Consider the following 25582-nt stretch of genomic DNA (forward strand, 5'->3'; position numbering starts at 1 on the left):
GGCTATAGACCATGACCTTAAAAGAATTACTGGTAGGCTTCGGTACCCAGGTACGCAGTATCTGGATGATCGGCCTGCACGCGTTTGCCAAACGCGAAACCCGGATGTACCCGGAAGAGCCGGTATATCTGCCGCCGCGCTACCGTGGCCGTATCGTGCTGACGCGCGACCCGGACGGTTCCGAGCGCTGCGTTGCCTGTAACCTGTGTGCGGTAGCGTGTCCGGTAGGCTGTATCTCTCTGCAGAAAGCAGAGACGGTAGACGGCCGCTGGTACCCTGAGTTCTTCCGCATCAACTTCTCACGCTGCATCTTCTGTGGTCTGTGTGAAGAAGCGTGCCCAACCACGGCGATTCAGCTCACCCCGGACTTCGAACTGGGTGAGTACAAGCGTCAGGATCTGGTGTACGAGAAAGAGGATCTGCTGATTTCCGGTCCGGGCAAATACCCGGAATATAACTTCTACCGGATGGCGGGTATGGCAATCGACGGCAAAGATAAGGGCGAAGCGGAGAACGAAGCCAAGCCTATCGACGTCAAGAGCCTGTTACCGTAAGGAGAGGGCAATGGAATTCGCTTTTTATATCTGTGGCCTTATCGCCATCCTGGCTACGCTGCGAGTGATTACGCACACCAATCCGGTGCATGCGCTGCTGTACTTAATCATTTCGCTGCTGGCTATTTCCGCGGTGTTCTTTGCGCTCGGCGCGCACTTTGCCGGTGCGCTGGAAATCATCGTTTACGCCGGGGCCATCATGGTGCTGTTCGTCTTCGTTGTGATGATGCTGAACCTGGGCGGCTCTGAAATTGAGCAGGAACGTCAGTGGTTAAAACCGCAGGTGTGGATTGGCCCGGCAATTCTGTCGGCCATCATGCTGGTGGTGATTGTTTATGCCATTCTCGGCGTGAACGACCAGGGCATCGACGGTACGCCAATCGGCGCGAAAGAAGTGGGTATCACGCTGTTTGGACCGTACGTTCTGGCGGTAGAACTGGCCTCTATGCTGCTGCTGGCGGGTCTGGTTGTTGCCTTCCACGTTGGCCGCGAAGAGCGTGCTGGTGAGGTGCTGAGCAACCGCACTGACGACCGCGCGAAAAGAAAAACGGAGGAACGCGCATGATCCCCTTAACACATGGACTGATCCTCGCTGCGATTTTATTCGTTCTGGGCTTAACCGGTCTGGTTATCCGCCGCAATCTGCTGTTTATGCTGATCGGTCTGGAAATCATGATTAACGCCTCCGCGCTGGCCTTCGTGGTCGCCGGAAGCTACTGGGGCCAGACCGATGGTCAGGTGATGTACATTCTCGCCATCAGCCTCGCGGCTGCCGAAGCGAGTATTGGCCTGGCGCTGTTACTGCAGCTCCATCGTCGCCGCCAGAACCTGAACATCGATTCAGTAAGTGAGTTGCGTGGATGAACATGCTTGCCTTAACCATTATTTTTCCGCTGATTGGCTTCGTGCTGCTGGCGTTTTCTCGCGGCCGCTGGTCTGAGAATCTGTCTGCGACCGTCGGCATGGGCTCTGTCGGTCTGGCTGCGCTGGTAACAGCGTATGCGGGTATCGATTTCTTCAACAACGGACGTCAGGCCTTCAGCGTGCCGCTGTGGACCTGGATGTCGGTCGGTGATTTCAACATCGGTTTTAACCTGGTGCTGGATGGTCTCTCGCTGACCATGCTCTCCGTGGTCACCGGCGTGGGCTTCCTGATCCACATGTTCGCCTCCTGGTACATGCGCGGTGAAGAGGGGTACTCCCGCTTCTTCGCTTACACCAACCTGTTTATCGCCAGCATGGTGGTTCTGGTGCTGGCCGATAACCTGCTGCTAATGTATCTGGGCTGGGAAGGCGTGGGTCTCTGTTCGTACCTGCTGATCGGGTTCTACTACACCGATCCGAAGAATGGCGCAGCGGCTATGAAAGCGTTCGTCGTGACCCGTGTGGGTGACGTCTTCCTCGCGTTCGCGCTGTTCATTCTCTACAACGAACTGGGCACACTGAACTTCCGCGAAATGGTGGAACTGGCGCCAGCACACTTCGCCGCAGGCAACAACATGCTGTGGTGGGCAACGCTGATGCTGCTGGGTGGTGCTGTGGGTAAATCTGCACAGCTGCCGTTGCAGACATGGCTGGCCGACGCGATGGCGGGTCCAACTCCTGTCTCTGCGCTGATCCACGCCGCGACCATGGTCACTGCCGGTGTGTACCTGATTGCGCGTACCCATGGCCTGTTCCTGATGACCCCGGAAATTCTGCATCTGGTGGGTATCGTCGGTGCGGTCACACTGGTACTGGCAGGCTTTGCCGCGCTGGTGCAGACCGACATCAAACGCGTTCTTGCTTATTCCACCATGAGCCAGATTGGCTACATGTTCCTGGCGCTGGGCGTTCAGGCGTGGGACGCGGCGATTTTCCACCTGATGACGCACGCGTTCTTTAAAGCGCTGCTGTTCCTCTCATCCGGCTCCGTGATCCTGGCCTGCCATCACGAGCAGAACATCTTCAAGATGGGCGGACTGCGTAAGTCCATCCCGCTGGTGTATGTCTGCTTCCTGGTGGGCGGCGCGGCGCTGGCGGCACTGCCGCTGATTACCGCGGGCTTCTTCAGTAAGGACGAAATCCTTGCCGGTGCCATGGCGAATGGTCATATCAATCTGATGGTTGCGGGTCTGGTCGGTGCGTTCATGACCTCCCTGTATACCTTCCGTATGATTTTCATCGTATTCCACGGTAAAGAACAAATTCACGCTCACGCAGGGAAGGGGATTACTCACCACCTGCCGCTGATTGTGCTGCTGGTACTCTCCACCTTCGTTGGCGCGATGATTGTGCCACCGCTGCAGGGCGTACTGCCAGACACCACCGAGCTTGAGCACGGTCGCGTTCTGACGCTTGAAATCACCTCTGGTGTGGTTGCTATCGCAGGCATTCTGATTGCTGCATGGCTGTGGCTGGGCAAACGCACGCTGGTGACTGCTGTTGCCAGCAGTGCGACAGGCCGTCTGCTGGGCACCTGGTGGTACAACGCGTGGGGCTTCGACTGGCTGTACGACATGATCTTCGTTAAGCCGTTCCTGGGCATTGCGTGGCTGCTGAAGCGCGACCCACTGAACAGCCTGATGAATATCCCGGCGATCCTTTCCCGCTTTGCAGGCAAAGGCCTGCTGTACAGCGAGAACGGTTACCTGCGCTGGTATGTGGCGTCCATGAGCATCGGTGCGGTTGTCGTGCTGGCGCTGCTGATGGTGTTGCGTTGATCGTAACGTGAATTTTATTCGAATTCGTTGAAAATCAGGCCCCTGCTGGGGGCCTTAAAAAGGAATGTAAATCGCCATGTTACTACCCTGGCTAATATTAATTCCCTTCATCGGCGGCTTCCTGTGCTGGCAGACTGAACGCTTTGGCGTGAAGATGCCGCGCTGGATCGCGCTGATCACCATGGGATTGACGCTCGCGCTTGGTCTGCAACTCTGGTTGCAGGGTGGCTACTCCCTGACCCAGTCTGCGGGCATTCCGCAGTGGCAGTCTGAGTTTATCCTGCCGTGGATCCCGCGTTTCGGCATTACGATCCACCTGGCGATTGACGGTCTGTCGCTGCTGATGGTAGTGCTGACCGGTCTGCTCGGCGTTCTGGCGGTACTTTGCTCCTGGCGAGAAATCGAAAAATACCAGGGCTTCTTCCACCTGAACCTGATGTGGATCCTGGGCGGCGTAATCGGCGTGTTCCTTGCCATCGACATGTTCCTGTTCTTCTTCTTCTGGGAGATGATGCTGGTGCCGATGTACTTCCTGATCGCGCTGTGGGGCCATAAGGCGTCCGACGGTAAAACGCGTATCACGGCGGCCACCAAGTTCTTCATCTATACCCAGGCGAGTGGTCTGGTGATGCTGATTGCCATTCTGGCGCTGGTGTTTGTGCACCACAATGCGACCGGTGTCTGGACCTTCAACTACGAAGACCTGCTGAAGACCCCGATGTCTCACGGTGTGGAATACCTGCTGATGCTCGGCTTCTTCATCGCCTTTGCGGTGAAAATGCCGGTAGTACCGCTGCACGGCTGGCTACCAGACGCACACTCTCAGGCACCAACGGCAGGTTCTGTGGACCTGGCGGGCATCTTGCTGAAAACGGCAGCCTACGGTCTGCTGCGTTTCGCGCTGCCGCTGTTCCCGAACGCGTCCGCTGAGTTCGCACCGATTGCCATGTGGCTGGGTGTGATCGGTATCTTCTACGGTGCCTGGATGGCGTTCACGCAGTACGACATCAAACGTCTGATTGCGTACACCTCCGTCTCCCACATGGGCTTCGTGCTGATTGCTATCTACACCGGCAGCCAGCTGGCGTACCAGGGTGCGGTGATCCAGATGATTGCGCACGGTCTGTCCGCAGCCGGTCTCTTCATCCTCTGTGGTCAGCTGTACGAACGTCTGCACACCCGTGACATGCGTATGATGGGCGGTTTGTGGAGCAAAATTAAGTGGCTGCCGGCGCTGTCCATGTTCTTCGCGGTGGCGACCCTGGGTATGCCAGGTACCGGTAACTTCGTCGGCGAATTTATGATTCTGTTCGGCAGCTTCAAAGTGGTACCGATGATTACTGTCATCTCCACCTTTGGTCTGGTGTTCGCGTCCGTCTACTCGCTGGCGATGCTGCACCGTGCTTACTTCGGTAAAGCGAAGAGCGAAATTGCTGCACAAGAACTGCCGGGGATGTCGCTGCGTGAGCTGTTCATCATCCTGCTGCTGGTCGTACTGCTGGTGCTGCTGGGCTTCTTCCCGCAGCCGATTCTGGATACCTCGCACTCCGCGATGGGTAATATCCAGCAGTGGTTTGTTAATTCTGCTTCTACTACAAGGCCGTAATTCGCCATGACAATAACTCCACAACAACTGATCGCGCTGCTACCGCTGCTGATCGTCGGATTGACGGTGGTGGTTGTGATGCTCTCCATTGCGTGGCGACGCAATCACTTCCTGAATGCCACGCTGTCGGTCATCGGACTGAACGCTGCGTTAGTCTCTCTCTGGTTTGTTGGCCAGGGCGGGGCGATGGACGTCACCCCGCTGATGCGCGTTGACGGCTATGCCATGCTGTACACAGGGCTGGTTCTGCTGGCGAGCCTGGCGACCTGTACCTTTGCCTATCCGTGGCTCGAAGGCTACAACGACAACAAAGAAGAGTTTTACCTGCTGGTTCTGATTGCCGCGCTGGGCGGCATTCTGCTGGCGAATGCGAACCATCTGGCTGCGCTGTTCCTCGGCATTGAGCTTATTTCTCTGCCGCTGTTCGGTCTGATTGGTTATGCCTTCCGTCAGAAGCGCTCCCTGGAAGCGAGCATCAAGTATACGATCCTGTCTGCTGCTGCCTCGTCCTTCCTGCTGTTTGGTATTGCGCTGCTGTACGCACAGACCGGTAACCTCTCGTTCATGGCGCTGGGCAAGAGCCTCGGCGACGGCATGCTGCACGAGCCGCTGCTGCTGGCGGGTCTGGGCATGATGATTGTTGGCCTCGGCTTTAAGCTCTCACTGGTTCCGTTCCACCTGTGGACACCAGACGTCTACCAGGGTGCACCGGCTCCGGTGTCTACCTTCCTGGCGACGGCGAGCAAAATCGCTATCTTCGGCGTGGTGATGCGTCTGTTCCTGTACGCACCGGTAGGTGACAGCGAAGCAGTTCGCACGGTGCTGGGGATTATCGCGTTCGTCTCCATCATCTTCGGTAACCTGATGGCGCTGAGCCAGACCAACATCAAACGTCTGCTGGGTTACTCTTCTATCTCTCATCTGGGTTACCTGCTGGTGGCGCTGATTGCGCTGCAGAGCGGTGAGATGTCGATGGAAACCGTAGGCGTTTACCTGGCCGGTTACCTGTTCAGCAGCCTCGGCGCGTTCGGTGTGGTGAGTCTGATGTCCAGCCCGTACCGTGGCCCGGATGCAGATTCACTGTTCTCCTACCGTGGTCTGTTCTGGCACCGTCCGATCCTGTCTGCCGTGATGACCGTGATGATGCTCTCTCTGGCGGGTATCCCAATGACGCTGGGCTTCATCGGTAAGTTCTACGTACTGGCTGTCGGTGTGCAGGCGCACCTGTGGTGGCTGACCGCAGGCGTAGTTATCGGCTCGGCAATCGGTCTGTACTACTATCTGCGTGTGGCCGTGAGCCTGTACCTGAGCGCGCCTCAGCAGCTCAACCGCGATGCACCAGGCAACTGGCAGTACAGCGCCGGGGGGATTGTGGTGCTGATCTCCGCGCTGCTGGTGCTGATCTTCGGTATCTATCCGCAGCCGCTGATTGATATCGTGCAGCGAGCAATGCCGCTGATGTAACAGCATCATCTATAATGAAACCGCTGGATTATCCCGGCGGTTTTTTTTCATCAACAGAAAAATTGCGTGGATATACGCATAACAAAAAGGGAAATGACAATTCCCGGTGATTGCGATGTATTATGTGTTTGATTGAGCTGAAATAAGGGTATGAAAATGCAACAGCTTTACCGGATAGAGAGTCTTACCTTGATAGGAGTGGGAGTATTTGAACACACTCATATTGATTTTCCGAAGATTACCGACGAAGCCCGGAACGCAAAAAAGGCTGAAATTCATATCTTTACGGGGCCAAATGGTTGTGGAAAAAGTACTATTCTGTATGCTCTCGCTGGCATTCTCAATCCGCAACCTGGAGGCGATGCACTGGTAAAGAAACGCTATCACGGAACCGATAGTTTTATTCGTTTTTCTTTCTCAGGTGAAGAAGGACTTATTGGTATCAAAGCGCCTTTGCAGCCAGAGCGTTACACTCCTATTTATAGTAATGATTCATATTATAGCTCTATTGAAAATGGAACTTCCAGTAAGCTTTTCCGCAACCGACCATATTTAAATATTCATGAGCAAATGAGCAGTTCGTCGTTTGATTTCGCAGGTTTTGCCTATTCAGGTACCCGTGATCAAGTGACCAGTTTCGATGTTGGGGCTATTCAGGAAATTAAGGCTTCACCATTTGATAATTCCCTATCTTTTTCAAATACTGTAAGACCAAAGCTTCTGGCGCAGTGGATAGCAAATAGTATTACACAGGCTGTATTGGCTCGTAATGAAGGTAGTGAAGCCGAAGCGCAAGAATATGATCGAGCGCTAACTCAGATTTCAGCATTCATAAAAAACGTTTGTGATATTGAAACAACATTTAGGCTGAAAAGAAAACCACTGGCTGTAGCTATTAGCGTCGAAGGTCAGGATATTGCTTTTGACACTCTGCCTGAAGGGTTAAAGTCAATGATCACCTGGGTTGTTGATCTGGCGTTACGGCTGGAATCAATCCCGTGGAAAAACAGCCGCGAAATTTTCGCACAACCGATCATCCTTTTTCTCGATGAAGTGGATATTCACTTGCACCCTAAATGGCAACGAAGAATATTACCCGCGATACAAAAACTTCTCCCGAACGCTCAAATTTTTGTTTCTACTCATTCTCCATTCGTTGTTGGTTCGGTTGAGGATGCTTATGTGTATCGTCTACCTGAACCGCATCGCAATGAGTGTCGAGATGCATCCATTGCTGAGAACATTGAAGCTATTGATTCGAAAGCGGGGAAAAGTTACCAATTAATACTGTCTGATGTATTTGGAATTGACGAAGAGTTTGATGTGGAAACTGAAGAACAGCTCACTAAGTTTAAAGCTCTCATACGTCAGCATTTGCTTACCGAGCAATATGGTGAGGCTATTAATGGGCTTGCCAAAAGGCTGAGTGATAAAGGTGAGGAGCTTTCTGAGATTGTCAGCCTTGAGCTTCGCCAGATGCAGCGATTGATGAGCAAAAAACAAGGATAATTTGATGTACGCTTTTCAAAGGACTCCATGTCCTGATTATCTTAACGAATGTTGGGAAGTGCTGGGGATGCGCTATGTTGAGGCAAAGAATCGAAATCCTGGCTATAAATTCCGTTGGTATGCTGCATTTCGTTATGATGAAACCAGGCGGCTGCTCAATGAAATGACGCAAGGTCATTGTGCTTTTTGCGATGGTGGTGATTTAGGCTCTGTCAGCCGAGAGACCATTGAACACTTCAGACCGAAAAGTCATCCAGAATTCAGGAGGTTTGCTTTTCAGTGGCAAAACCTTTATCCATGTTGCGATCAATGTCAGACTCAAAAATTAGAAAATTTTTGATATAAACCTACTTGTTGCAGATGATGTTGATTACCGCTTTGAAGATTTTTTCATTGCAGATTATACCAATGGTGAGATCCAACCAAATCCACTTGCAAGTGAAAATAATCAGCAACGTGCGCAATGTACTATTGATTTCTACGGACTTAATACATCACTCAGGGCACATTGCCGTAAAAAGGAATTAAAGCGGTATCGGCAGCGAAATCCAGAAGAAGATCTTCTGAACGACTTTAGTTATCGTTATTTCCTTATGGATGCCTGAGACAGGCATCCTTGCTTTGTACTTAAGCCAACTGCTTGCGACTAATCAACGGCCCATCAATCTTTTTCATCGAACGGTCCAGCACCTCTTCAATCACGGACGACAGCTCGTTCAGCTCAAACTTCGCCACGTAGCCGTCGGCCTTCACTTTACGAATATGATCTTCGTTGGCGTTGCCGGAAAGCGAAGAGTGGATCACAACAGGAATATCTTTCAGCAGCGGGTCGGTTTTGATTTTGCGCGTCAGCGTGAAACCGTCCATCTCTGGCATTTCGAGGTCGGTCAGCACCAGGGCAATTTTATCGGTGATCGGCACGCCTTCAGCCTGCGCCTGCGCGGCCAGCACGCCAATTTTCTCCCATGCGTCTTTACCGGTGATATGCAGCTGCGCCGGGATCTCCATAGCCTGTAATCCCTTCTCCAGCATGGAGCGCGCGACTTTGGAATCTTCCGCCACAATCGCCACAGCGCCAGGCTTGATGTGGAACTTAGTGGTCTGCAGATTCGTGGCGTGCAGATCGTGGTTGGCCGGCGTGATGTCATACAGGATCTGCTCAACGTCCAGCACCATCGCCAGCTCGTTGGTATCGGTCTTTTCGTCCAGACAGGCGATACTGGTGATGTAACGTCCGCTGACGGCGGTTTCCGCCGCGTGGACCTGCTTCCAGTCAAGGCGCATGATGTTCTCAACCGATTCCACCGCAAACGCCTGCACGCTGCGGGCATATTCGGTGATCAGCAGGATGTTGAGCCCCGTCGTCGGCTTACAGCCCGCCACGGCGGCCAGGTCGATCACCGGGATCACCTGATCGCGGATATTCACCATCCCCATCAGCGGGGACTTCATCCCTGCGGGTTTGGTGAACTCCGGCATCGGCACAATTTCACGCAGCTTAAAAACGTTAATGCCAAACAGTTCGGATTTATTTTCATTCAGAGACGTGCCCAGACGGAACAGCAACAGCTCAAAACGATTCGACAGGGTGAGATTTGCCCTGTCATCAATATCTTTCTGGAAATTATCCATTCTACCCTCAAGTGAAATGCTGCCCTTTTAATCGTTATCGGCATCCTGAGAGAAAAATGAAGGACTAAACGCTGACCTGAGTGAAATCGTTGGCCAGCTCACATGCCGGGAACACGTCACGGCACTCTGCCAGCAGTTTTTCACAGCCGCGGGCGTCATAGCGCGAGCTGACATGGGTGACAATCAATCTTCCGACGTTCGCTTCACGGGCAAGCGCCGCCGCCTGACGTGTGGAACTGTGGCCACGGCTGTTGGCTTTCTCTTCCATCGCCGTTTCGAGCGTGGCTTCGTGTACCATTACGTCCACGCCACGCGCCAGATGCAGGGCCGCCGGACAGGGAGCGGTATCACCGAAAATCGCCAGTTTTTTGCCTGGCTGCGGTGGGGCGAGATACTCCTCTCCGTTGATAACCCGACCGTCTTCCAGGGTGACGGTTTCGCCCTGCTTCAGACGCTGGAACAGCGGCCCGGGTTTGACACCGTCGGCAATCAGCGCGGCGGCGTCGAGCGCGCCGGGCTTATCATGCGCTTCAATGCGGTAGCCATAGCACTCAACCGGATGATTCAGCGGCCGGGCGGTGACGGTATAGTCACCGTCATCAAAGACCAGCCCCTCGGTTATCTCCACCACTTCCAACGGATAATCCGTCCACGACCCGCTCAGGCGCAGCGTGGTGTCAACAAACTCACAAATACCCGCAGGCCCGTAAATCGTCAGCGGGTTGGCATTACCCGCCATCGACCGGCTGCACAGCAGGCCCGGCAGGCCAAACAGATGATCGCCATGCAGATGCGTGATAAAGATCTTATCCAGCTTACCGGGATGATAAGTGGTGTGTAACAGCTGATGCTGCGTCCCTTCGCCACAGTCGAACAGCCACAGTCCGCCACGGGTTGGGTGCTGCAGATCCAGCAGGATCGCGGTCACGTTTCGTGTGCGTGTTGGCACGCCAGCGGACGTACCCAGAAAAATCAGTTCCATAACACAATCAGCCCTTTGCCGAATGGGGAAGGGTTTAGTATAACGTGATGAACCCAGGAAGGAGACTGACATGATCCAGTGGCAAGATTTACACCATAGTGAACTCACCGTTCAGACACTGTACGCCCTGCTCAAACTGCGCTGCGAAGTGTTTGTTGTAGAACAAACCTGCCCGTATCAGGACATCGATGGCGATGATCTGGTGGGCGAGAACCGTCATATTCTCGGCTGGAGGGATAACGAGCTGGTGGCGTATGCGAGGATTCTGAAAAGCGAGGACGATTTTGAGCCCGTCGTTATTGGTCGCGTCATTATCAGCGGCAAGGCGCGCGGTGAAAAACTGGGCTATCAGTTGATGGAAAAAACACTGGAGGCATGCCAAAAACAGTGGCCAGACAAGGCGTTATACCTGGGGGCACAGGCGCACCTTCAGTCCTTCTACGGCCACTTTGGCTTTATGCCGGTTACGGACGTGTACGACGAAGACGGCATTCCTCATATCGGTATGGCGCGGGAAGTGAAACAGGCGTAATGGCAGGTCGTTGGCTATAGTTAGCGGACTGGTGTACTAACATGGAGAAAAATATGTCATTTCAATCCTGGGATACCCGTATCGATGACGACCTGGCTTTGCTGAGCGAAACGCTGGAAGAGGTGTTACGTTCGTCGGGCGACCCTGCCGATCAGAAATATATCGAACTGAAAGCACGTGCCGAACAGGCGCTACATGACGTCAAAACCCGCGTCAGCCATGCGTCCGACAATTACTACTACCGCGCGAAAAAAGCGGTGTATCGCGCCGATGATTACGTCCACGAAAAACCGTGGCAAGGCATTGGTGTCGGTGCGGCGGTTGGTCTGGTGCTGGGGCTGCTTCTGGCCCGTCGGTAAGCCCGGAATCTGACGCTTAACCCCTCCCTATACGTGGGTACTGATCTTTCTGATGGTACCCCGTATACTAAGTGTTTTCACAGGGAGAGGTTCGCGTGCATTCGATTTCTACCGCGCTGGAACGTCTGCGTACTCAGCTTGCGCAAGCGTTACCCGCTACACCCGGTTTACATCATTTCGACGTCTCTTTCCCGTTAAACGACGCTTTCGATCCTCTCGCCTGGCTTGGCGCTCAACGCTGTTTTCCTCAGTTCTACTGGCAGCAGCGTAACGGTGATGAAGAGCTGGCCGCGCTGGGCGCCGTTATCCATTTTTCCTCTCTGGCACAGGCTTCGCAGTTTTTACAGAATAACCCCGTAGAGAACGACACGCGGATCTGCGGCCTGAATGCCTTTACCCCGGAGCAGGGCAGTCTCTTTTTACCCCGTCTGCTGTGGCGACGTTCTGCCGGGACCGCCACGTTGCGTCTGCAGCTGTGGAGTGATCGCTCCCTTCAGGAAGATGCGGGCGCGGCGCTGGATTTCTTACAGCAGCTTCACGATGCCCGGCCGATACGCCCGCTATCAGCCCAGGTGGTGCAGGAGACCCATCAGCCGCAAAAACCAGAATGGCTCCGCCTTATCCGCCAGGCGACAGAGACCATCGCGCGCGGTGATGTTGAAAAGGTGGTGCTCGCCCGGGCAACCGATCTGCAGTTCAGTCAGCCTGTGAATGCCGTGGCGCTGATGGCGGCCAGCCGTGCCCTGAATCTGAACTGCTATCATTTCTGCATGGTTTTCGATGCCCGCAACGCGTTTCTTGGCTCCACGCCTGAACGCCTGTGGCGGCGGCGCGGCAACCTGCTACGTACCGAAGCGCTGGCCGGTACCGTCGCCAGCCATCCTGACGACAAGCAGGCCCGCCTTCTCGGCGACTGGCTGATGAGTGACGACAAAAACCAGCGCGAAAACATGCTGGTGGTGGAGGATATCTGCCAGCGGCTCCAGCACCACACCCGGACGCTGGAGGTCCTGCCTGCGCAGGTCGTACGGTTGCGTAAAGTGCAGCATCTTCGTCGCTGCATCTGGACCGAGCTCAAGCATGCGGATGATGAGCAATGTCTGCATGTGCTGCAGCCGACGGCTGCGGTTGCCGGGTTACCGCGCCAGCCAGCACGCGAATTCATACACCGCGTTGAACCTTTCGACCGGGAATGGTATGCCGGATCCGCCGGATATCTGTCGCCAGAACAAAGCGAGTTCTGCGTGGCCCTGCGCTCGGCGCGCGTCCATGACGCTATCGTCCGTCTTTACGCCGGGGCGGGGATCGTCAGCGGTTCCGATCCGGAACAGGAGTGGCAGGAGATCGAAAATAAAGCCGCAGGCTTGCGCTCTCTGCTCCTGAAGGATTAGTACTGATTCGCGCAATCCCGATTCATATCAAAATTCTATTTTTTTCTATTATTTATACTGTGTCGCATTCTTGATACCGGACAATCTCATGTCAGTAAGTTCTTTTAACCGACGCTGGGCGACGGTGATCCTTGAAGCCCTGACTCGCCATGGCGTCAGGCATGTGTGTATTGCGCCGGGCTCACGCTCCACACCGCTGACGCTGGCGGCAGCAGAGAACCGGGCATTTATTCACCACACCCATTTTGACGAGCGCGGCCTGGGCCACCTGGCGCTGGGGCTGGCAAAGGTCAGCAAGGAACCGGTGGCGGTGATCGTCACCTCTGGTACCGCTGTGGCAAACCTCTATCCGGCCCTTATTGAAGCCGGGCTGACCGGTGAGAAACTGGTTCTGCTGACGGCCGATCGCCCGCCGGAGCTTATTGACTGCGGGGCGAACCAGGCTATTCGTCAGCCGGGCCTCTTTGCCTCGCATCCTTCGCAGACGGTTTCGTTACCCCGACCCACGCAGGACATTCCCGCAAGCTGGCTGGCCTCGACCGTCGATCACGCCATGGAGACGTTGCGCAGCGGGGCGTTACATATTAACTGTCCGTTTGCCGAGCCGCTGTATGGCGAAATGGACGACACCGGTCTTGCCTGGCAGCAGCAGCTTGGCGACTGGTGGGAGAGCGAAAAGCCGTGGCTGCGTGAGCAGACACACCTTGAGAGCGTAAAGCAACGTGACTGGTTCTTCTGGCGGCAAAAGCGTGGCGTGGTTATTGCCGGGCGCATGAGCGCCGCCGAAGGCAGGCAGGTGGCCGAATGGGCACACACCCTTGGCTGGCCGCTGATTGGCGACGTGCTGTCCCAGACCGGACAGCCGCTGCCGTGTGCCGATCTCTGGCTCGGGAATGCGAAAGCGGTCACTGAGCTGGCGCAGGCGCAGATTGTGGTTCAGCTGGGTTCAAGCCTGACTGGCAAACGGTTACTGCAGTGGCAGGCAACCTGCACTCCGGAAGAGTACTGGCTGGTGGATCCGCTGGAAGGGCGGCTCGACCCGGCGCACCATCGCGGTCGTCGTCTGGTAAGCGAGATCGATGCCTGGCTGGCGCTGCACCCGGCGGAAAAGCGCACCCCGTGGGCCGTTGCGATCCCGGCGCTGTCGCGTCAGGCGTGGGAGTTGACCCGCGCACAATGCGAAAGTTTTGGTGAAGCAGAGCTGGCGCACCGTATTCACCGGTATCTGCCGGAGCAGGGGCAGCTGTTTGTCGGCAACAGCCTGGTGGTGCGTCTGATTGATGCGTTCTCAAAACTGCCTGCGGGCTATCCGGTCTACAGTAACCGTGGCGCCAGCGGCATTGACGGGTTGATCTCCACGGCGGCGGGTGTGCAGCGAGCCAGCGCGAAATCCACGCTGGCGATCGTGGGCGATCTTTCGGCGCTGTACGATCTCAATGCGCTGGCGCTGCTGCGTCAGGTGTCGGCGCCGTTTGTGCTGATTGTGGTCAACAATAACGGCGGGCAGATTTTCTCCCTGCTGCCGACACCGCAGAGTGAACGCGAGCGCTTCTATCTGATGCCGCAGAACGTGCAGTTTGAACATGCCGCAGCGATGTTTAATCTGAAATACCATCGCCCGGAAAACTGGGAAGCGCTGGATGCCGCCCTGAGCAGTGCCTGGCGACAGCCCGGTGCAACGCTGATTGAACTGGTCGTCAACGAGGCTGACGGTGCGCAGAAGCTGCAAAGCCTGCTGGCGCAGGTGAGCCACCTGTGATCCTCGCAGGCGTGCAACAGGCCGGTAAGCCAGGCTACCCCTGGCTGGTCTTTTTGCATGGATTTTCCGGGGATTGCCACGAGTGGCAGACGGTCGGGGAGGCGCTCGGCGATTACCCCCGGCTTTATCTCGACCTGCCGGGTCACGGCCGGTCCGCCAGTATGGGTGTCACGGGGTTCGAAGAGATGTGTGACGTGCTCACCCGAACCCTTGTTAGTTACAACATACTTAACTACTGGCTGGTGGGGTACTCCCTTGGCGGCCGCATTGCGATGTTTCATGCCTGCCAGGATCCTGCGGGGCTTTGTGGCATCATCGTGGAGGGCGGGCATCCGGGTCTGCAGGGGGTCGCAGCGCGAGAGGCAAGGTCTGCATCCGACCATCTGTGGGCGCAGCGTTTTCGCACGCAGCCCCTCTCAAATGTTTTTGCCGACTGGTATCAACAACCTGTCTTTGCCTCCCTCACGGACAGCCAGCGCAGGCAACTCATTACCCTGCGCTGTCGCAACGCGGGCACAAACCTGGCGATGATGCTCGAGGCAACCTCGCTTGCCGTGCAGCCTGACCTGCGTGCCGCACTCAGTGCGCGAAATTTCCCTTTTGATTATCTCTATGGCGAACGTGACGGGAAGTTCGCGGCCCTGGCCGCTGAGCTGAACGCGGTTCGCCATGTCATTCCAAACGCCGGACACAACGCCCACCGGGAAAATCCCGGGGCGGTTAGCGCGAGTCTGGCTCAGATACTGCGTCGTCGAATAAAGGACACACTATGATCTATCCTGATGAAAACATGCTCTATGCACCGGTTGAATGGCAAGACTGCTCCGAAGGCTACACCGACATTCGCTATCACAAATCGGCTGACGGCATCGCCAAAATCACCATTAACCGTCCGCAGGTGCGCAACGCGTTCCGTCCGCTGACCGTAAAAGAGATGATTCAGGCCCTGGCGGATGCGCGCTATGACGACAACATCGGCGTCATCGTCCTGACCGGGGAAGGCGAAAAAGCGTTCTGCTCCGGTGGCGATCAGAAAGTGCGCGGTGACTACGGCGGATATCAGGACGATGCGGGTACCCATCACCTGAACGTCCTCGATTTCCAGCGTCAGATCCGCACCTGTCCAAAACCGGTGGTGGCCATGGTGGCGGGCTATTCTATCGGCGGCGGTCACGTGCTGCACATGATGTGCGATCTGACGATTGCCGCAGAGAACGCCATCTTCGGCCAGACCGGCCCGAAAGTCGGCTCCTTCGACGGCGGATGGGGGGCTTCCTACATGGCGCGCATTGTTGGTCAGAAAAAAGCCCGTGAAATCTGGTTCCTGTGCCGCCAGTACAATGCCCAGGAAGCGCTGGACATGGGCCTGGTTAACACCGTGGTGCCAATTGCCGATCTCGAAAAAGAGACCGTTCGCTGGTGTCGCGAAATGCTGCAGAACAGCCCAATGGCGCTGCGTTGCCTGAAAGCGGCCCTGAACGCAGATTGTGACGGTCAGGCGGGTCTGCAGGAGCTGGCGGGTAACGCCACCATGCTGTTCTACATGACCGAAGAGGGCCAGGAAGGACGCAACGCGTTTAACGAAAAACGCCAGCCAGACTTCAGCAAATACAAACGGAACCCGTAATGCGTCGCGCGCAGGTTTACCGCTGGCAGATACCGATGGACGCGGGCGTGGTGCTGCGTGAACGGCGGTTAAAAACTCGTGATGGCTTTTTCGTGCAACTGCAGCAGGGCGAAGGGCAGGGCTGGGGCGAGATTTCGCCTCTGCCGGGCTTTAGCCTGGAGTCGCTGGAGGAGGCGCAGGCTGCGCTGGTGGCATGGGTAGAGGAATGGCGTTCAGGCGTGAATCCGCCGCTGCCGGATGTGCCTTCCGTCGCGTTTGGCATCAGCTGCGCGCTTGCGGAGCTCGACGGTAGCCTGCCTGATGAGGCCGATTACCGTGCCGCGCCGCTCTGCACGGGCGATCCGGACGAGCTGTTTGCACTGCTCAGCGCAATGCCCGGCGAGAAAGTGGCGAAAATCAAAGTCGGTCTTTACGAAGCGGTACGCGACGGGATGGTCGCTAACCTGTTGCTGGAAGCGATCCCCGATCTGCGCCTGCGTCTGGATGCCAACCGCGCCTGGACGCCGCTTAAGGCGCAGCAGTTTGCAAAGTACGTCAACCCGGCGTACCGCAGCCGCATCGCCTTTCTGGAAGAGCCATGCAAAACCCGTGAGGATTCACGCGCCTTTGCCCGAGAAACCGGCATTGCCATCGCCTGGGATGAAAGTCTGCGCGAGGCGGATTTTGTCTTTAGCGCCGAGCCGGGCGTCAGCGCCGTGGTCATAAAGCCGACCCTGACGGGCAGTCTGGCAAAGGTGCGTGAACAGGTGGCGGCAGCGCATGCCGCAGGGCTGACGGCGGTGATCAGCTCCTCCATCGAATCCAGCCTTGGGCTGACGCAGCTGGCACGCATTGCCGCCTGGTTAACGCCCGACACCATCCCCGGGCTGGACACGCTAAACCTGATGCAAACCCAGCTCATTCGCCCGTGGCCGGGGAGCGCGCTGCCGTGCGCGGGCGTTGAGGCGCTGGAGCCGTTGCAATGAGTTTTACCGACTGGCCGTGGCGGCACTGGCGCGTGCAGCGTGCTGATAAACCGGCTCTGCGCCTGAATGACGAGGTGCTCAGCTGGCAACAGCTGTGTACGCGCATCGACAGCCTTGCGGCGGGGTTCCAGCAGCAGGGCGTGGAGGCGGGTGACGGCGTGCTGCTGCTCGCCCATAATCACCCGCAGACCCTGATGGCATGGCTGGCGCTGCTCCAGTGCGGCGCGCGTATCCTTCCCGTTAACCCGCAACTGCCGCGTCCGCTGCTGGAGGTATTACTTCCGCAGATGACGTTGCGTTTTGCGCTCGTGCTGGATGGTCACTACGATGGGCTTGCTGCCCTGAGCCTGCATGCGCTGTCTGGTGAATACCATGCGGCGTGGCAACCTGAGCGACTGGCCTCAATGACGCTCACCTCCGGCTCTACCGGGCTGGCGAAAGCGGCCGTTCATACCTGCAGGGCGCATCTTGCCAGCGCTGAGGGCGTCCTCGCACTGATGCCCTACGGCGACGATGACGACTGGCTGCTGTCGCTGCCGCTGTTTCATGTCTCCGGGCAGGGGATCTTATGGCGCTGGCTGCAGGCTGGCGCGCGCTTAACCGTACGCGAGAAGCAGCCGCTGGAGCAGGCTTTACAGGGGTGTACGCATGCCTCGCTGGTGCCAACCCAGCTCTGGCGTCTGCTCAATACCCACCAGCGGATCGCGCTGAAAGCGGTACTGCTGGGCGGGGCCGCTATCCCCGTTGAACTGACGCAACAGGCGCGTGAGCAGGGGATCTGCACATTCTGCGGCTACGGTCTGACGGAGTTTGCCTCTACCGTCTGTGCGAAAGAGGCTGACGGTGAGCCGGACGTGGGCAGTGCGCTGCCGGGCAGGGAGGTGCAGGTCGTTAACGGTGAAGTGTGGATCAGGGCGCAAAGCATGGCCTCAGGCTACTGGCGCGACGGCGCGTTGCTGTCGCTCACGAATTCAGAGGGCTGGTTCGCCACCCGCGATCGCGGCGAGCTGCATGATGGCCGCCTGACGATCCTCGGTCGGATGGATAACCTTTTTTTCAGCGGAGGCGAAGGGATCCAGCCGGAGAGCCTGGAGCGGGTTATCGCGACCCATCCGCACATCAGCCAGGTCTTCATTGTCCCGCTGAATGACGCCGAATTTGGTCAGCGTCCGGTGGCGGTAGTGGAGTGTGAACCGGGAACGGATATCGCCCAATTCCCGGAATGGATTCAGGGCAAACTGGCGCGATTTGAGCAGCCCGTGCACTGGCTGGTGCTGCCAGCAGAGCTGAAAAATGGCGGGATTAAGATCTCCCGCCAGGCGTTAACACAGTGGGTGAATGCCCAACTGTCAGGGTAATCAGCCGATATCGGGCTGCGGTTTACGCTGACGGCGGCGTAGCAGGCGCAGCACCGGCGGCACGACCACCACCACGATTGCCATCGCCAGCAGAACTTTCGCCACATTGCTGTCCCACAGAATGGAGACATTGCCATTGCTGATGGACAGGGCGCGGCGCAGGTTCTGCTCCAGCATCTCACCCAACACAAAGCCCAGAATCAGTGGCGACATCGGGAAGTGCATTTTACGCAAGATGTAGCCGAACACCCCAAGCGCCACCATCAGGATCAGGTCGAAGGTGGTGCTGTGTACCGCATACACCCCCACCGCCGAGACGGCTGCGATTGCGGGTACCAGGAACCACAGTGGAATGGTCAGCATGCGGGTGAACAGACCAATCAGCGGGATGTTCATCACCAGCAGCATCACGTTGGCGATCAGCAGCGCCGCAATCAGCCCCCAGACGATGTCCGGCTGCTCGGTAAACATTGCCGGTCCCGGCGTGATGTTATAAAGCGTCAGCGCGCCCATCATCACCGCCGTGGTGCCGGAGCCGGGCACGCCCAGGGTGAGCATCGGTATAAACGAGCCGCAGGCCGAGGCATTATTGGCCGCCTCAGGTGCGGCAACCCCGCGAATATCCCCTTTACCAAAGCTGTCGCTGTTACCGCTGAGCTTTTTCTCGGTCATGTAGGTAATGGCGCTGGCGATTGTCGCGCCGGCACCCGGCAAAATACCAACAAAGAAGCCAATCACTGAAGAGCGCAGCGTGGTGCCAATACACTGCGCGCCCTCTTTGGCGCTAAAGAGCATCCGGCCGGTTTTACGCACCAGCGTCTGCCCGCTGCTGGTATGTTCCAGCATCAGTAAGATCTCAGAGACAGAGAACAGACCAATCACGACCACGATAAACTGCACGCCGTCGGACAGGTGAACGCTGTCGAAGGTAAAGCGATAGACCCCGGTGTTGGCATCCACGCCGACGGTGGCTAACCCTAAGCCAATCAGCGCAGACAAAAACGATTTCAGTGGGTTTTGCGCCATCATGCTGCCGAGACAGGCGATGGCGAAGACCATCAGGGCAAAATACTCTGCCGGACCAAACGCCAGCGACCACTGGGCCAGCGCAGGGGCAAACAGAATGATGCCGCCAATGGCAATCAGCGAGCCAAAGAACGAACTCACGGCGGAGATTGACAGTGCCACGCCGCCGCGCCCCTGCCGCGCCATCGGGTAGCCATCCAGCGCGGTCATAATGGCCGCCGCATCCCCGGGTACGTTGAGCAGTATTGACGAGATACGGCCGCCATATTCACAGCCGATGTAGACCGTCGCCAGCAGGATCAGGGCCGATTCCGCAGGCAGATGCAGGGCAAACGCCAGCGGGAGCAAAATAGCGACCCCGTTGATGGGCCCAAGGCCGGGCAGCAGACCGACGATCGTGCCGACAAAGCAGCCGATCAGAGCGATCACCAGGTTTTCCGGGGTCATCGCCACAGCGAACCCCTGTGAGAGGTAAATCCAGGTATCCATAGCGTGCTCCGTTAATTAAGCCAGGCGCCAGGCGGCAGCGTCACATCCAGCAGGCGGTCAAAGGCGTACCAGAGGAAAATGCCCATCACCACGCCCGAGATCCCCGCCGCCGGGAGGCTGGCGTTAAACAGTACGCCGATCACCATCGTCAGGATGGCGGTCGCTACCGGGAAGCCGAGCCACTCAAAGCCCCAGGCGTACATCAGCAGGACAATGACCATCACCAGCAGCCGCTGCAGAATGCGCTTAGGCGGCCACTCTACGGTATCCGGATGGCGTAACAGCAAGGCCACCGAACAGAGCAGCATCAGGCCGACAATGCCCATGGGAAAGGGGCGTGGCCCCACCGGTTCATAGCTGTATTCGCTGTGGATCTGCCAGGCGACGAACATCCCGCCAATGCAGAGCAACAACCAGATCCCGGCAAAAATGCGATCGCTCATAGCACCTCCGGTTATTTGGCCAGGCCAAAGGCTTTCGCCTGTTCGCGGTAGTCATTCACCTGTTTTTTAACGTAGTCGTCCAGCTGCTTGCCGCTCAGGTTGAACTCGAACAGCCCGCGCAGATCGCGCTGCTTTTTAAACTCCTCGGTCTGCTGGAGTTTGTTAAAGGTGTCGACCCACCACTGGTATTCCGCATCGGTGACTTTTGGCCCGACGAAGAAGCCGCGGATAATCGGCCAGACCAGGTTATAACCCTGCTCTTTGGCGGTAGGGACGTTTGCCAGCTGGCCCGGCAGGCGGTTTTCGGAGAAGACCGCCAGCACGCGGATTTTATCGCCGCTGAGGTAGGGCACCATTTCGCTGAGATCGCCGGAAACCGCCTGTACGTGATTGCCCATCAGCGCCGTCACCGGTTCACCGCCGCCCTCAAACGCCACGTAGCGCATTTTGTGCGGATCCACTTTCGCCTGCTGCGCCAGCAGGGCCGCTTTCATCCAGTCCTGGCTGCCGATAGAGGCACCGGCACCAATCACCACGCTGTTGGGGTCTTTTTCCATCGCGGTGAGCAAATCTTTCAGGGATTTCCACGGGGAATCCGCGCGCACCGCAATCATGCCGTAGTCGGTGCCGACGGTGGCCAGCCAGCGCACGTCATCCACGCCGTAGCGGCCAAACTTGCCCTGAGAAAGGTTGAGCAGCGAGCCGCCGGAGAAGGCCACAACTGTGCCGGCTTCCGCCGGACGTTGCGCGACAATCGCGTTATAAGCTACCGCACCCACGCCGCCAGGCATGTAGGTCACACGCATGGGTTTCTCGATGGCCTTCGTCTCCAGCATGCTGACCTGAATCAGTTTACAGGTGAGATCGAAACCACCACCCGGTTTGGCCGGGGCGATACATTCGGTGCGGGACGGGGCGTCCTGCGCCTGGACAACAGAGGCACTCATCATCAATACGCTTGCAGCAAGCGTTGAAAGTAATTGTTTTTTCATCGTTTATCCTCACGCCGGCGATCCGGGAGTACGGGTACGGGTTTTTTTCTGATTATGTGAACCACCTTGTAGCGGTTCCGTTGCGTGATTGTTAAAACATTAACCTTTCATTTCCCTTTCAACGCGACACCAACTTTACAGGATGTGATATGCGTCTCTTACTGGCGGAAGATAATCGTGAGCTGGCTCACTGGCTGGAGAAAGCGCTGGTGCAGGAGGGCTTTGCCGTGGATTGCGTTTCTGACGGTCGCGCGGCCGATCATCTTCTGCAGGGGGAAAACTACGCGGTGGCGATCCTCGACATCGGCATGCCCGGTTTTGACGGCCTGGAGGTGGTACACCGTTTGCGAAAACGCGGCCAGACCTTGCCGGTGCTGTTTCTCACCGCACGCAGCAACGTGGCGGATCGGGTGAAAGGGCTGAACGCCGGAGCGGATGATTATCTGCCAAAACCGTTCGAACTGGAGGAGCTTGACGCCCGCCTGCGTGCCCTGCTGCGCAGAAGCGAGGGGCGGACCCAGGAGCGTCAGCGCCTGGGGGAGCTGGAGTATGACGACGACGGTTTTTTCCTGCTGCGCGATGAGCCGCTCGCGCTCACCCCACGCGAACTGTCGCTGCTGAAGGTGCTGATGCATCGCCGCACCCGGCCTGTCTCCCGGCAGCAGCTGTTCGACCAGGTGTTTAGCCTGAATGACGACGTCAGCCCGGAGAGTCTCGATCTCTACATCCATCGTCTGCGCAAAAAGCTGAGCGGCAGCGGCGTGCGGATCACCACCCTGCGCGGGCTGGGCTATGTGCTGGAGTGCGGCGATGAAGTGGGTTAAGCCTCAGTCGCTTTATCTGCAGCTGCTGCTTTTTCTCGGCCTGCCACTGCTGTTGCTGTGGGGGTTATCGGCCTTTAACAGCTACGTCAGCGCGCTGCAGGCGGCAACGCAGGCATACGACCGCACGCTGTTATCCTCTGCGCGCACCATATCGGAGCAGCTGGTGGTTCATGACGGTAAGCTTGGGGTAAATGTGCCCTGGGTGGTACTCGACAGTTTTGAACTGAATATGAACGACCGGCTCTATTACAAGGTGGTCGATCCCGACGGGCGGGTGATCTCCGGCTATGACGATCTGCCGAAGATGCCGCCGGCAACCTCGCGCACTACCCTCTATCCGGCGCTGGCCTGGTTTTATCATACCGAGTATCGCGGACAGGCGATTCGGGTGGCGCGCCTGCTGCAACCCGTCAATGAAGATAATATTGTTGGCATGGCCGAGATATATGTGGCGGAGACACTCCAGTCCCGCCGCTATCTCGCCAGCCAGTTACTCTTTTCGTCGTGGGTCTCCCAGGGGCTGCTGGTGCTGCTGACGCTGGTGCTGACCGCGTGGCTGCTGCGCCGCGTGCTGCGCCCGATGCGCCAGCTCTCATCTTTGATGGTGCGACGCGATCCTGGCCTGCTCGCACCGTTGCCGGAGCTGTTGCCCTGGTCCGAAACCCGGCTGCTGATCGTGGCCTTTAACCGCTATATTGACAGGCTTCGCGGCGTGCTCTCACGGCAGGAACGCTTTAACGCCGATGCCTCGCATCAGCTTAAAACGCCGCTGGCCGTGCTGAAAACCCAGGTCTCTGTCGCCCTGACGCGCGAGGATCCGGCCCTGTGGCAGGAGAGCCTGAGGGCGATGAATGTGACGCTCGATAACACCCTTGTGCTCACCGAACGGCTGTTGCAACTCTCGACGGTGAAGCGCAAAGAGCAGGGGGAGCGCCAGTTTGCCCCCGTGGATCTGGTGCAGGTGGTGCAGAACTGCTGCTTCTCCCGGCTGGCGCAGGCGCGCAGCAAGGCGATCGATTTGGGTTACGACGGCATTCAGCAACCCGTCATGATGGAAGGTGATGAGGTACTGCTGGGCGAGCTGTGTGCCAACCTGCTTGAGAACGCGATCAAATATACCCCGGCAGGGGGCATCGTTACCGTATTCTTGTGCACCGACCAGGGCGCCGTTGAGCTCAGCGTAGAGGATAGTGGCCCCGGTATTGACGATGACCAGATACATCAGGCCATGCTGCCTTTCCACCGGCTGGACAACGTGGGGGATGCCGCCGGGTCAGGGATCGGGCTGGCGCTGGCGGGCGACATTGCCCGGCTGCACCGCAGCCATCTGCAGCTTTCCCGCAGCGAAACGCTGGGCGGGCTGAGCGTAAAAATGCGCTTTCTGTTGCTGACGTAAAAAAGCCGCACGTTTCAAATCGTTACAATCTACTTGCTGGCCGCACGCAGAGTGCTTGATCCCCTGGTGTCTCAGGTTAAAATCTCGCGGTTTTTGGGACTTCTCTATAAAATTGTGCGGGATCACGACAATGAAAAAAGTGGCATTGATGGGCTTAGGCCTGATATTCGTTTCGGCGGCGGCTAACGCCATCAGCTTTAACGGCTCGGCGGGTCAGGATTACACCCACCTGGGCTTTGGCCTGGGCACCGAGACTGCCGGTCTGGCAATGACCGGCGGCTGGACGCATAACGATGACGACGGCGATGCGGCAAGCCTCGGCCTGGGTCTGAACATTCCTCTCGGCCCGTTCCTGGCGACTGTGGGCGGTAAAGGTATTTATACCAACCCGAACGACGGCGACGAAGGCTACGCGGCGGCTGTGGGCGGCGGTCTGCAGTGGAAAATTGGCGACAGCTTCGGTCTGTTTGGTGAGTACTACTATTCTCCGGACTCCCTCTCCAGCGGTATCGACAGCTATGAAGAAGCTAACGCCGGCGCGCGCTGGACCATCATGCGTCCGATTACCATCGAAGCGGGTTATCGTTATCTGAACCTGGCGGGCAAAGACGGCAACCGCGACAACGCGTTGGCTGACGGCCCGTACGTGGGCGTCAGCGCAGGCTTCTAATCACCCCGGCGCGGCGTCCGTCGCGCCAGTTTCTCTCCTCTCCATGCCGCTGATTGCGCTATAGTGTTTTCACCTTATAAGCGGGAGAACACAATGATTAACGTGGAGATGTTATCCACCGGCGACGAAGTGCTGCATGGACAGATTATTGATACCAATGCGGCCTGGCTTGCCGATCTTTTCTTTGAGCAAGGATTACCGTTAACGCGCCGCAATACCGTAGGCGACAATCTTGAGTCGCTGGTCACTGTTCTGCGCGAGCGTAGCGAACACTGCGACGTGCTGATTGTGAACGGTGGGCTCGGCCCCACCAGCGACGATCTCAGCGCGCTGGCGGCTGCGACCGCCAAAGGCGAAGGGCTGGTGTTGCACGAAGAGTGGCTGACCCACATGGAGCGTTTCTTCTCCGAACGTGGCCGCGTGATGTCGCCCAGCAATCGCAAACAGGCTGAAATCCCGGCCAGTGCCGAACTGGTCGATAACCCGGTGGGGACCGCCTGCGGATTCGCCGTCCAACTGAACCGCTGCCTGATGTTCTTCACGCCGGGTGTCCCGTCTGAATTTAAAGTGATGGTCGAACAGCAGATCCTGCCGCGCCTTCGCCAGCGTTTTACCCTGCCTGAACCGCCAGTCTGCCTGCGCCTGACCACCTTTGGCCGCTCGGAAAGCGATCTGGCACAGAGCCTCGATCACCTGCCGCTGCCGCCGGGGGTATCCATGGGCTATCGCTCGTCCATGCCGATCATTGAACTCAAGCTCACCGGGCCGGCCACCCAGAAAGCGGCGATGCTGGCGCTCTGGCCGGAAGTGCAGCGTGTGGCAGGGGAAAGTCTGATTTTCGAGGGCACAGAAGGGCTACCGGCGCAGATTGCAACGCATCTGCAGTCGCGCCAGCTGAGCGTCACCTTAAGCGAACAGTTCACCGGTGGCCTGCTGGCACTGCAGCTGTCGCGCGTGAATGCTCCGCTGCTGGCCAGCGAGGTGGTGCCGTTCCAGCAGGAGACGCTGGCGCAGACGGCGCGCTGGGCCTCAGAACGCAGGGTTAACCATTTTGCCGGTCTGGCGCTGTTTGTCGGCGGAATGGATGAGGAATACCTCAACTTTGCGCTGGCGACGCCGGAAGGGACACATGCTTTAAGAGTCAAAATGAGTATCACCCGCCACAGCCTGGCGGTGCGTCAGGAAGTCTGCGCCATGATGGCGCTGAACATGCTGCGTCGCTGGCTGGCAGGGAAAGAAGTGGCCAGCGAGCATGGCTGGATCAACGTGGTGGAATCGCTGTTCGTTGAGTGACCGGTTTGC

25 protein-coding genes are annotated in these 25582 nt (G+C 57.4%); 20 read left to right on the forward strand and 5 right to left on the reverse strand.

The window, feature by feature from the left end; genetic code table 11:
* Window positions 1-11: 11 nt before the first annotated feature.
* The 8 genes from nuoI (at window position 12) to ACTJJI_RS07955 (ending at window position 8175) form a co-directional block, all read left to right on the forward strand.
* Window positions 12-554 carry an NADH-quinone oxidoreductase subunit NuoI gene (nuoI, locus tag ACTJJI_RS07920; RefSeq protein WP_003861491.1) on the forward strand — a complete coding sequence of 181 codons (543 nt, stop codon included), beginning with the start codon at window positions 12-14 and terminating at the stop codon, window positions 552-554.
* A 10-nt stretch (window positions 555-564) separates the two neighbouring features.
* Entirely contained in the window at window positions 565-1119 is a 555-nt protein-coding gene (gene nuoJ / locus ACTJJI_RS07925; protein WP_440653583.1) for an NADH-quinone oxidoreductase subunit J, read from the forward strand.
* Entirely contained in the window at window positions 1116-1418 is a 303-nt protein-coding gene (nuoK, locus tag ACTJJI_RS07930) for an NADH-quinone oxidoreductase subunit NuoK (protein WP_003861496.1), read from the forward strand. Before nuoJ ends, nuoK begins: the two co-directional genes overlap by 4 nt.
* Entirely contained in the window at window positions 1415-3256 is a 1842-nt protein-coding gene (gene nuoL, locus ACTJJI_RS07935; protein ID WP_440653584.1) for an NADH-quinone oxidoreductase subunit L, read from the forward strand. The genes nuoK and nuoL overlap by 4 nt, the downstream gene beginning before the upstream one ends.
* A 76-nt stretch (window positions 3257-3332) precedes the next feature.
* Window positions 3333-4862 carry an NADH-quinone oxidoreductase subunit M gene (gene nuoM / locus ACTJJI_RS07940; protein WP_013098102.1) on the forward strand — a complete coding sequence of 510 codons (1530 nt, stop codon included), beginning with the start codon at window positions 3333-3335 and terminating at the stop codon, window positions 4860-4862.
* Between the two features lie 6 nt (window positions 4863-4868).
* The gene (gene nuoN / locus ACTJJI_RS07945; protein ID WP_014832756.1) at window positions 4869-6326 is read left to right on the forward strand and encodes an NADH-quinone oxidoreductase subunit NuoN; all 1458 of its coding nucleotides are present in this window, start codon (window positions 4869-4871) and stop codon (window positions 6324-6326) included.
* Window positions 6327-6482: 156 nt separating this feature from the next.
* Window positions 6483-7835 carry an AAA family ATPase gene (locus ACTJJI_RS07950; protein ID WP_262762326.1) on the forward strand — a complete coding sequence of 451 codons (1353 nt, stop codon included), beginning with the start codon at window positions 6483-6485 and terminating at the stop codon, window positions 7833-7835.
* A 4-nt stretch (window positions 7836-7839) separates the two neighbouring features.
* A complete protein-coding gene (locus tag ACTJJI_RS07955; RefSeq protein ID WP_440653585.1) occupies window positions 7840-8175 on the forward strand; it encodes a hypothetical protein in 336 nt (111 codons plus the stop codon).
* Window positions 8176-8462: 287 nt separating this feature from the next.
* On the opposite strand, the gene ACTJJI_RS07960 is transcribed toward ACTJJI_RS07955, so the two are convergent.
* The gene (locus ACTJJI_RS07960; RefSeq protein WP_013098100.1) at window positions 8463-9467 is read right to left on the reverse strand and encodes a chemotaxis protein; all 1005 of its coding nucleotides are present in this window, start codon (window positions 9465-9467) and stop codon (window positions 8463-8465) included.
* A gap of 64 nt (window positions 9468-9531) precedes the next feature.
* On the reverse strand, window positions 9532-10449 hold the full coding sequence (gene rbn / locus ACTJJI_RS07965; RefSeq protein ID WP_014832755.1) for a ribonuclease BN: 918 nt from the start codon (window positions 10447-10449) through the stop codon (window positions 9532-9534).
* Window positions 10450-10519: 70 nt separating this feature from the next.
* Between rbn and ACTJJI_RS07970 the strand changes: the two genes are divergently transcribed.
* The 8 genes from ACTJJI_RS07970 (at window position 10520) to menE (ending at window position 18440) form a co-directional block, all read left to right on the forward strand.
* A complete protein-coding gene (locus ACTJJI_RS07970) occupies window positions 10520-10981 on the forward strand; it encodes a GNAT family N-acetyltransferase (RefSeq protein WP_038983959.1) in 462 nt (153 codons plus the stop codon).
* A gap of 53 nt (window positions 10982-11034) precedes the next feature.
* A complete protein-coding gene (elaB, locus tag ACTJJI_RS07975) occupies window positions 11035-11340 on the forward strand; it encodes a stress response protein ElaB (protein WP_014832753.1) in 306 nt (101 codons plus the stop codon).
* A gap of 95 nt (window positions 11341-11435) precedes the next feature.
* Window positions 11436-12731 carry an isochorismate synthase MenF gene (gene menF / locus ACTJJI_RS07980; protein WP_440653586.1) on the forward strand — a complete coding sequence of 432 codons (1296 nt, stop codon included), beginning with the start codon at window positions 11436-11438 and terminating at the stop codon, window positions 12729-12731.
* Between the two features lie 88 nt (window positions 12732-12819).
* Window positions 12820-14490 carry a 2-succinyl-5-enolpyruvyl-6-hydroxy-3-cyclohexene-1-carboxylic-acid synthase gene (gene menD / locus ACTJJI_RS07985; protein WP_440653587.1) on the forward strand — a complete coding sequence of 557 codons (1671 nt, stop codon included), beginning with the start codon at window positions 12820-12822 and terminating at the stop codon, window positions 14488-14490.
* Window positions 14487-15263 (forward strand): 2-succinyl-6-hydroxy-2,4-cyclohexadiene-1-carboxylate synthase, encoded by a 777-nt coding sequence (gene menH / locus ACTJJI_RS07990; protein ID WP_440653588.1) that lies wholly within the window; start codon window positions 14487-14489, stop codon window positions 15261-15263. Before menD ends, menH begins: the two co-directional genes overlap by 4 nt.
* Window positions 15260-16117, forward strand: coding sequence for a 1,4-dihydroxy-2-naphthoyl-CoA synthase (gene menB, locus ACTJJI_RS07995; protein WP_013098093.1), 858 nt, complete (start codon window positions 15260-15262; stop codon window positions 16115-16117). Before menH ends, menB begins: the two co-directional genes overlap by 4 nt.
* Entirely contained in the window at window positions 16117-17082 is a 966-nt protein-coding gene (gene menC, locus ACTJJI_RS08000) for an o-succinylbenzoate synthase (RefSeq protein WP_063411702.1), read from the forward strand. The genes menB and menC overlap by 1 nt, the downstream gene beginning before the upstream one ends.
* Entirely contained in the window at window positions 17079-18440 is a 1362-nt protein-coding gene (gene menE, locus ACTJJI_RS08005) for an o-succinylbenzoate--CoA ligase (RefSeq protein ID WP_440653589.1), read from the forward strand. Before menC ends, menE begins: the two co-directional genes overlap by 4 nt.
* Here menE and ACTJJI_RS08010 read toward each other — a convergent pair whose 3' ends face one another.
* Genes ACTJJI_RS08010 through ACTJJI_RS08020 form a run of 3 tightly spaced genes read right to left on the reverse strand, consistent with a single transcriptional unit; the run spans window position 18441 to window position 21390 of the window.
* Window positions 18441-19955: a tripartite tricarboxylate transporter permease gene (locus ACTJJI_RS08010; protein ID WP_014832746.1), complete on the reverse strand. Its 1515-nt coding sequence runs from the start codon at window positions 19953-19955 to the stop codon at window positions 18441-18443.
* Window positions 19956-19966: 11 nt separating this feature from the next.
* Window positions 19967-20398 carry a tripartite tricarboxylate transporter TctB family protein gene (locus tag ACTJJI_RS08015; RefSeq protein WP_440653590.1) on the reverse strand — a complete coding sequence of 144 codons (432 nt, stop codon included), beginning with the start codon at window positions 20396-20398 and terminating at the stop codon, window positions 19967-19969.
* An 11-nt stretch (window positions 20399-20409) separates the two neighbouring features.
* The gene (locus ACTJJI_RS08020; protein WP_014832744.1) at window positions 20410-21390 is read right to left on the reverse strand and encodes a Bug family tripartite tricarboxylate transporter substrate binding protein; all 981 of its coding nucleotides are present in this window, start codon (window positions 21388-21390) and stop codon (window positions 20410-20412) included.
* Between the two features lie 149 nt (window positions 21391-21539).
* On the opposite strand from ACTJJI_RS08020, the gene tctD reads away from it, so the two are divergent.
* The 4 genes from tctD (at window position 21540) to ACTJJI_RS08040 (ending at window position 25573) form a co-directional block, all read left to right on the forward strand.
* The gene (tctD, locus tag ACTJJI_RS08025; protein WP_014832743.1) at window positions 21540-22214 is read left to right on the forward strand and encodes a transcriptional regulator TctD; all 675 of its coding nucleotides are present in this window, start codon (window positions 21540-21542) and stop codon (window positions 22212-22214) included.
* Window positions 22201-23610 carry a sensor histidine kinase gene (locus tag ACTJJI_RS08030; RefSeq protein WP_046888289.1) on the forward strand — a complete coding sequence of 470 codons (1410 nt, stop codon included), beginning with the start codon at window positions 22201-22203 and terminating at the stop codon, window positions 23608-23610. Before tctD ends, ACTJJI_RS08030 begins: the two co-directional genes overlap by 14 nt.
* A gap of 130 nt (window positions 23611-23740) precedes the next feature.
* Window positions 23741-24280 carry a YfaZ family outer membrane protein gene (locus tag ACTJJI_RS08035; RefSeq protein WP_013098023.1) on the forward strand — a complete coding sequence of 180 codons (540 nt, stop codon included), beginning with the start codon at window positions 23741-23743 and terminating at the stop codon, window positions 24278-24280.
* A gap of 93 nt (window positions 24281-24373) precedes the next feature.
* Window positions 24374-25573, forward strand: coding sequence for a nicotinamide mononucleotide deamidase-related protein YfaY (locus tag ACTJJI_RS08040; RefSeq protein ID WP_046888290.1), 1200 nt, complete (start codon window positions 24374-24376; stop codon window positions 25571-25573).
* Window positions 25574-25582: the final 9 nt, after the last annotated feature.

This window comes from Enterobacter sp. 22466 (assembly GCF_052044775.1).
In the GTDB taxonomy this organism is placed as follows: domain Bacteria; phylum Pseudomonadota; class Gammaproteobacteria; order Enterobacterales; family Enterobacteriaceae; genus Enterobacter; species Enterobacter dissolvens.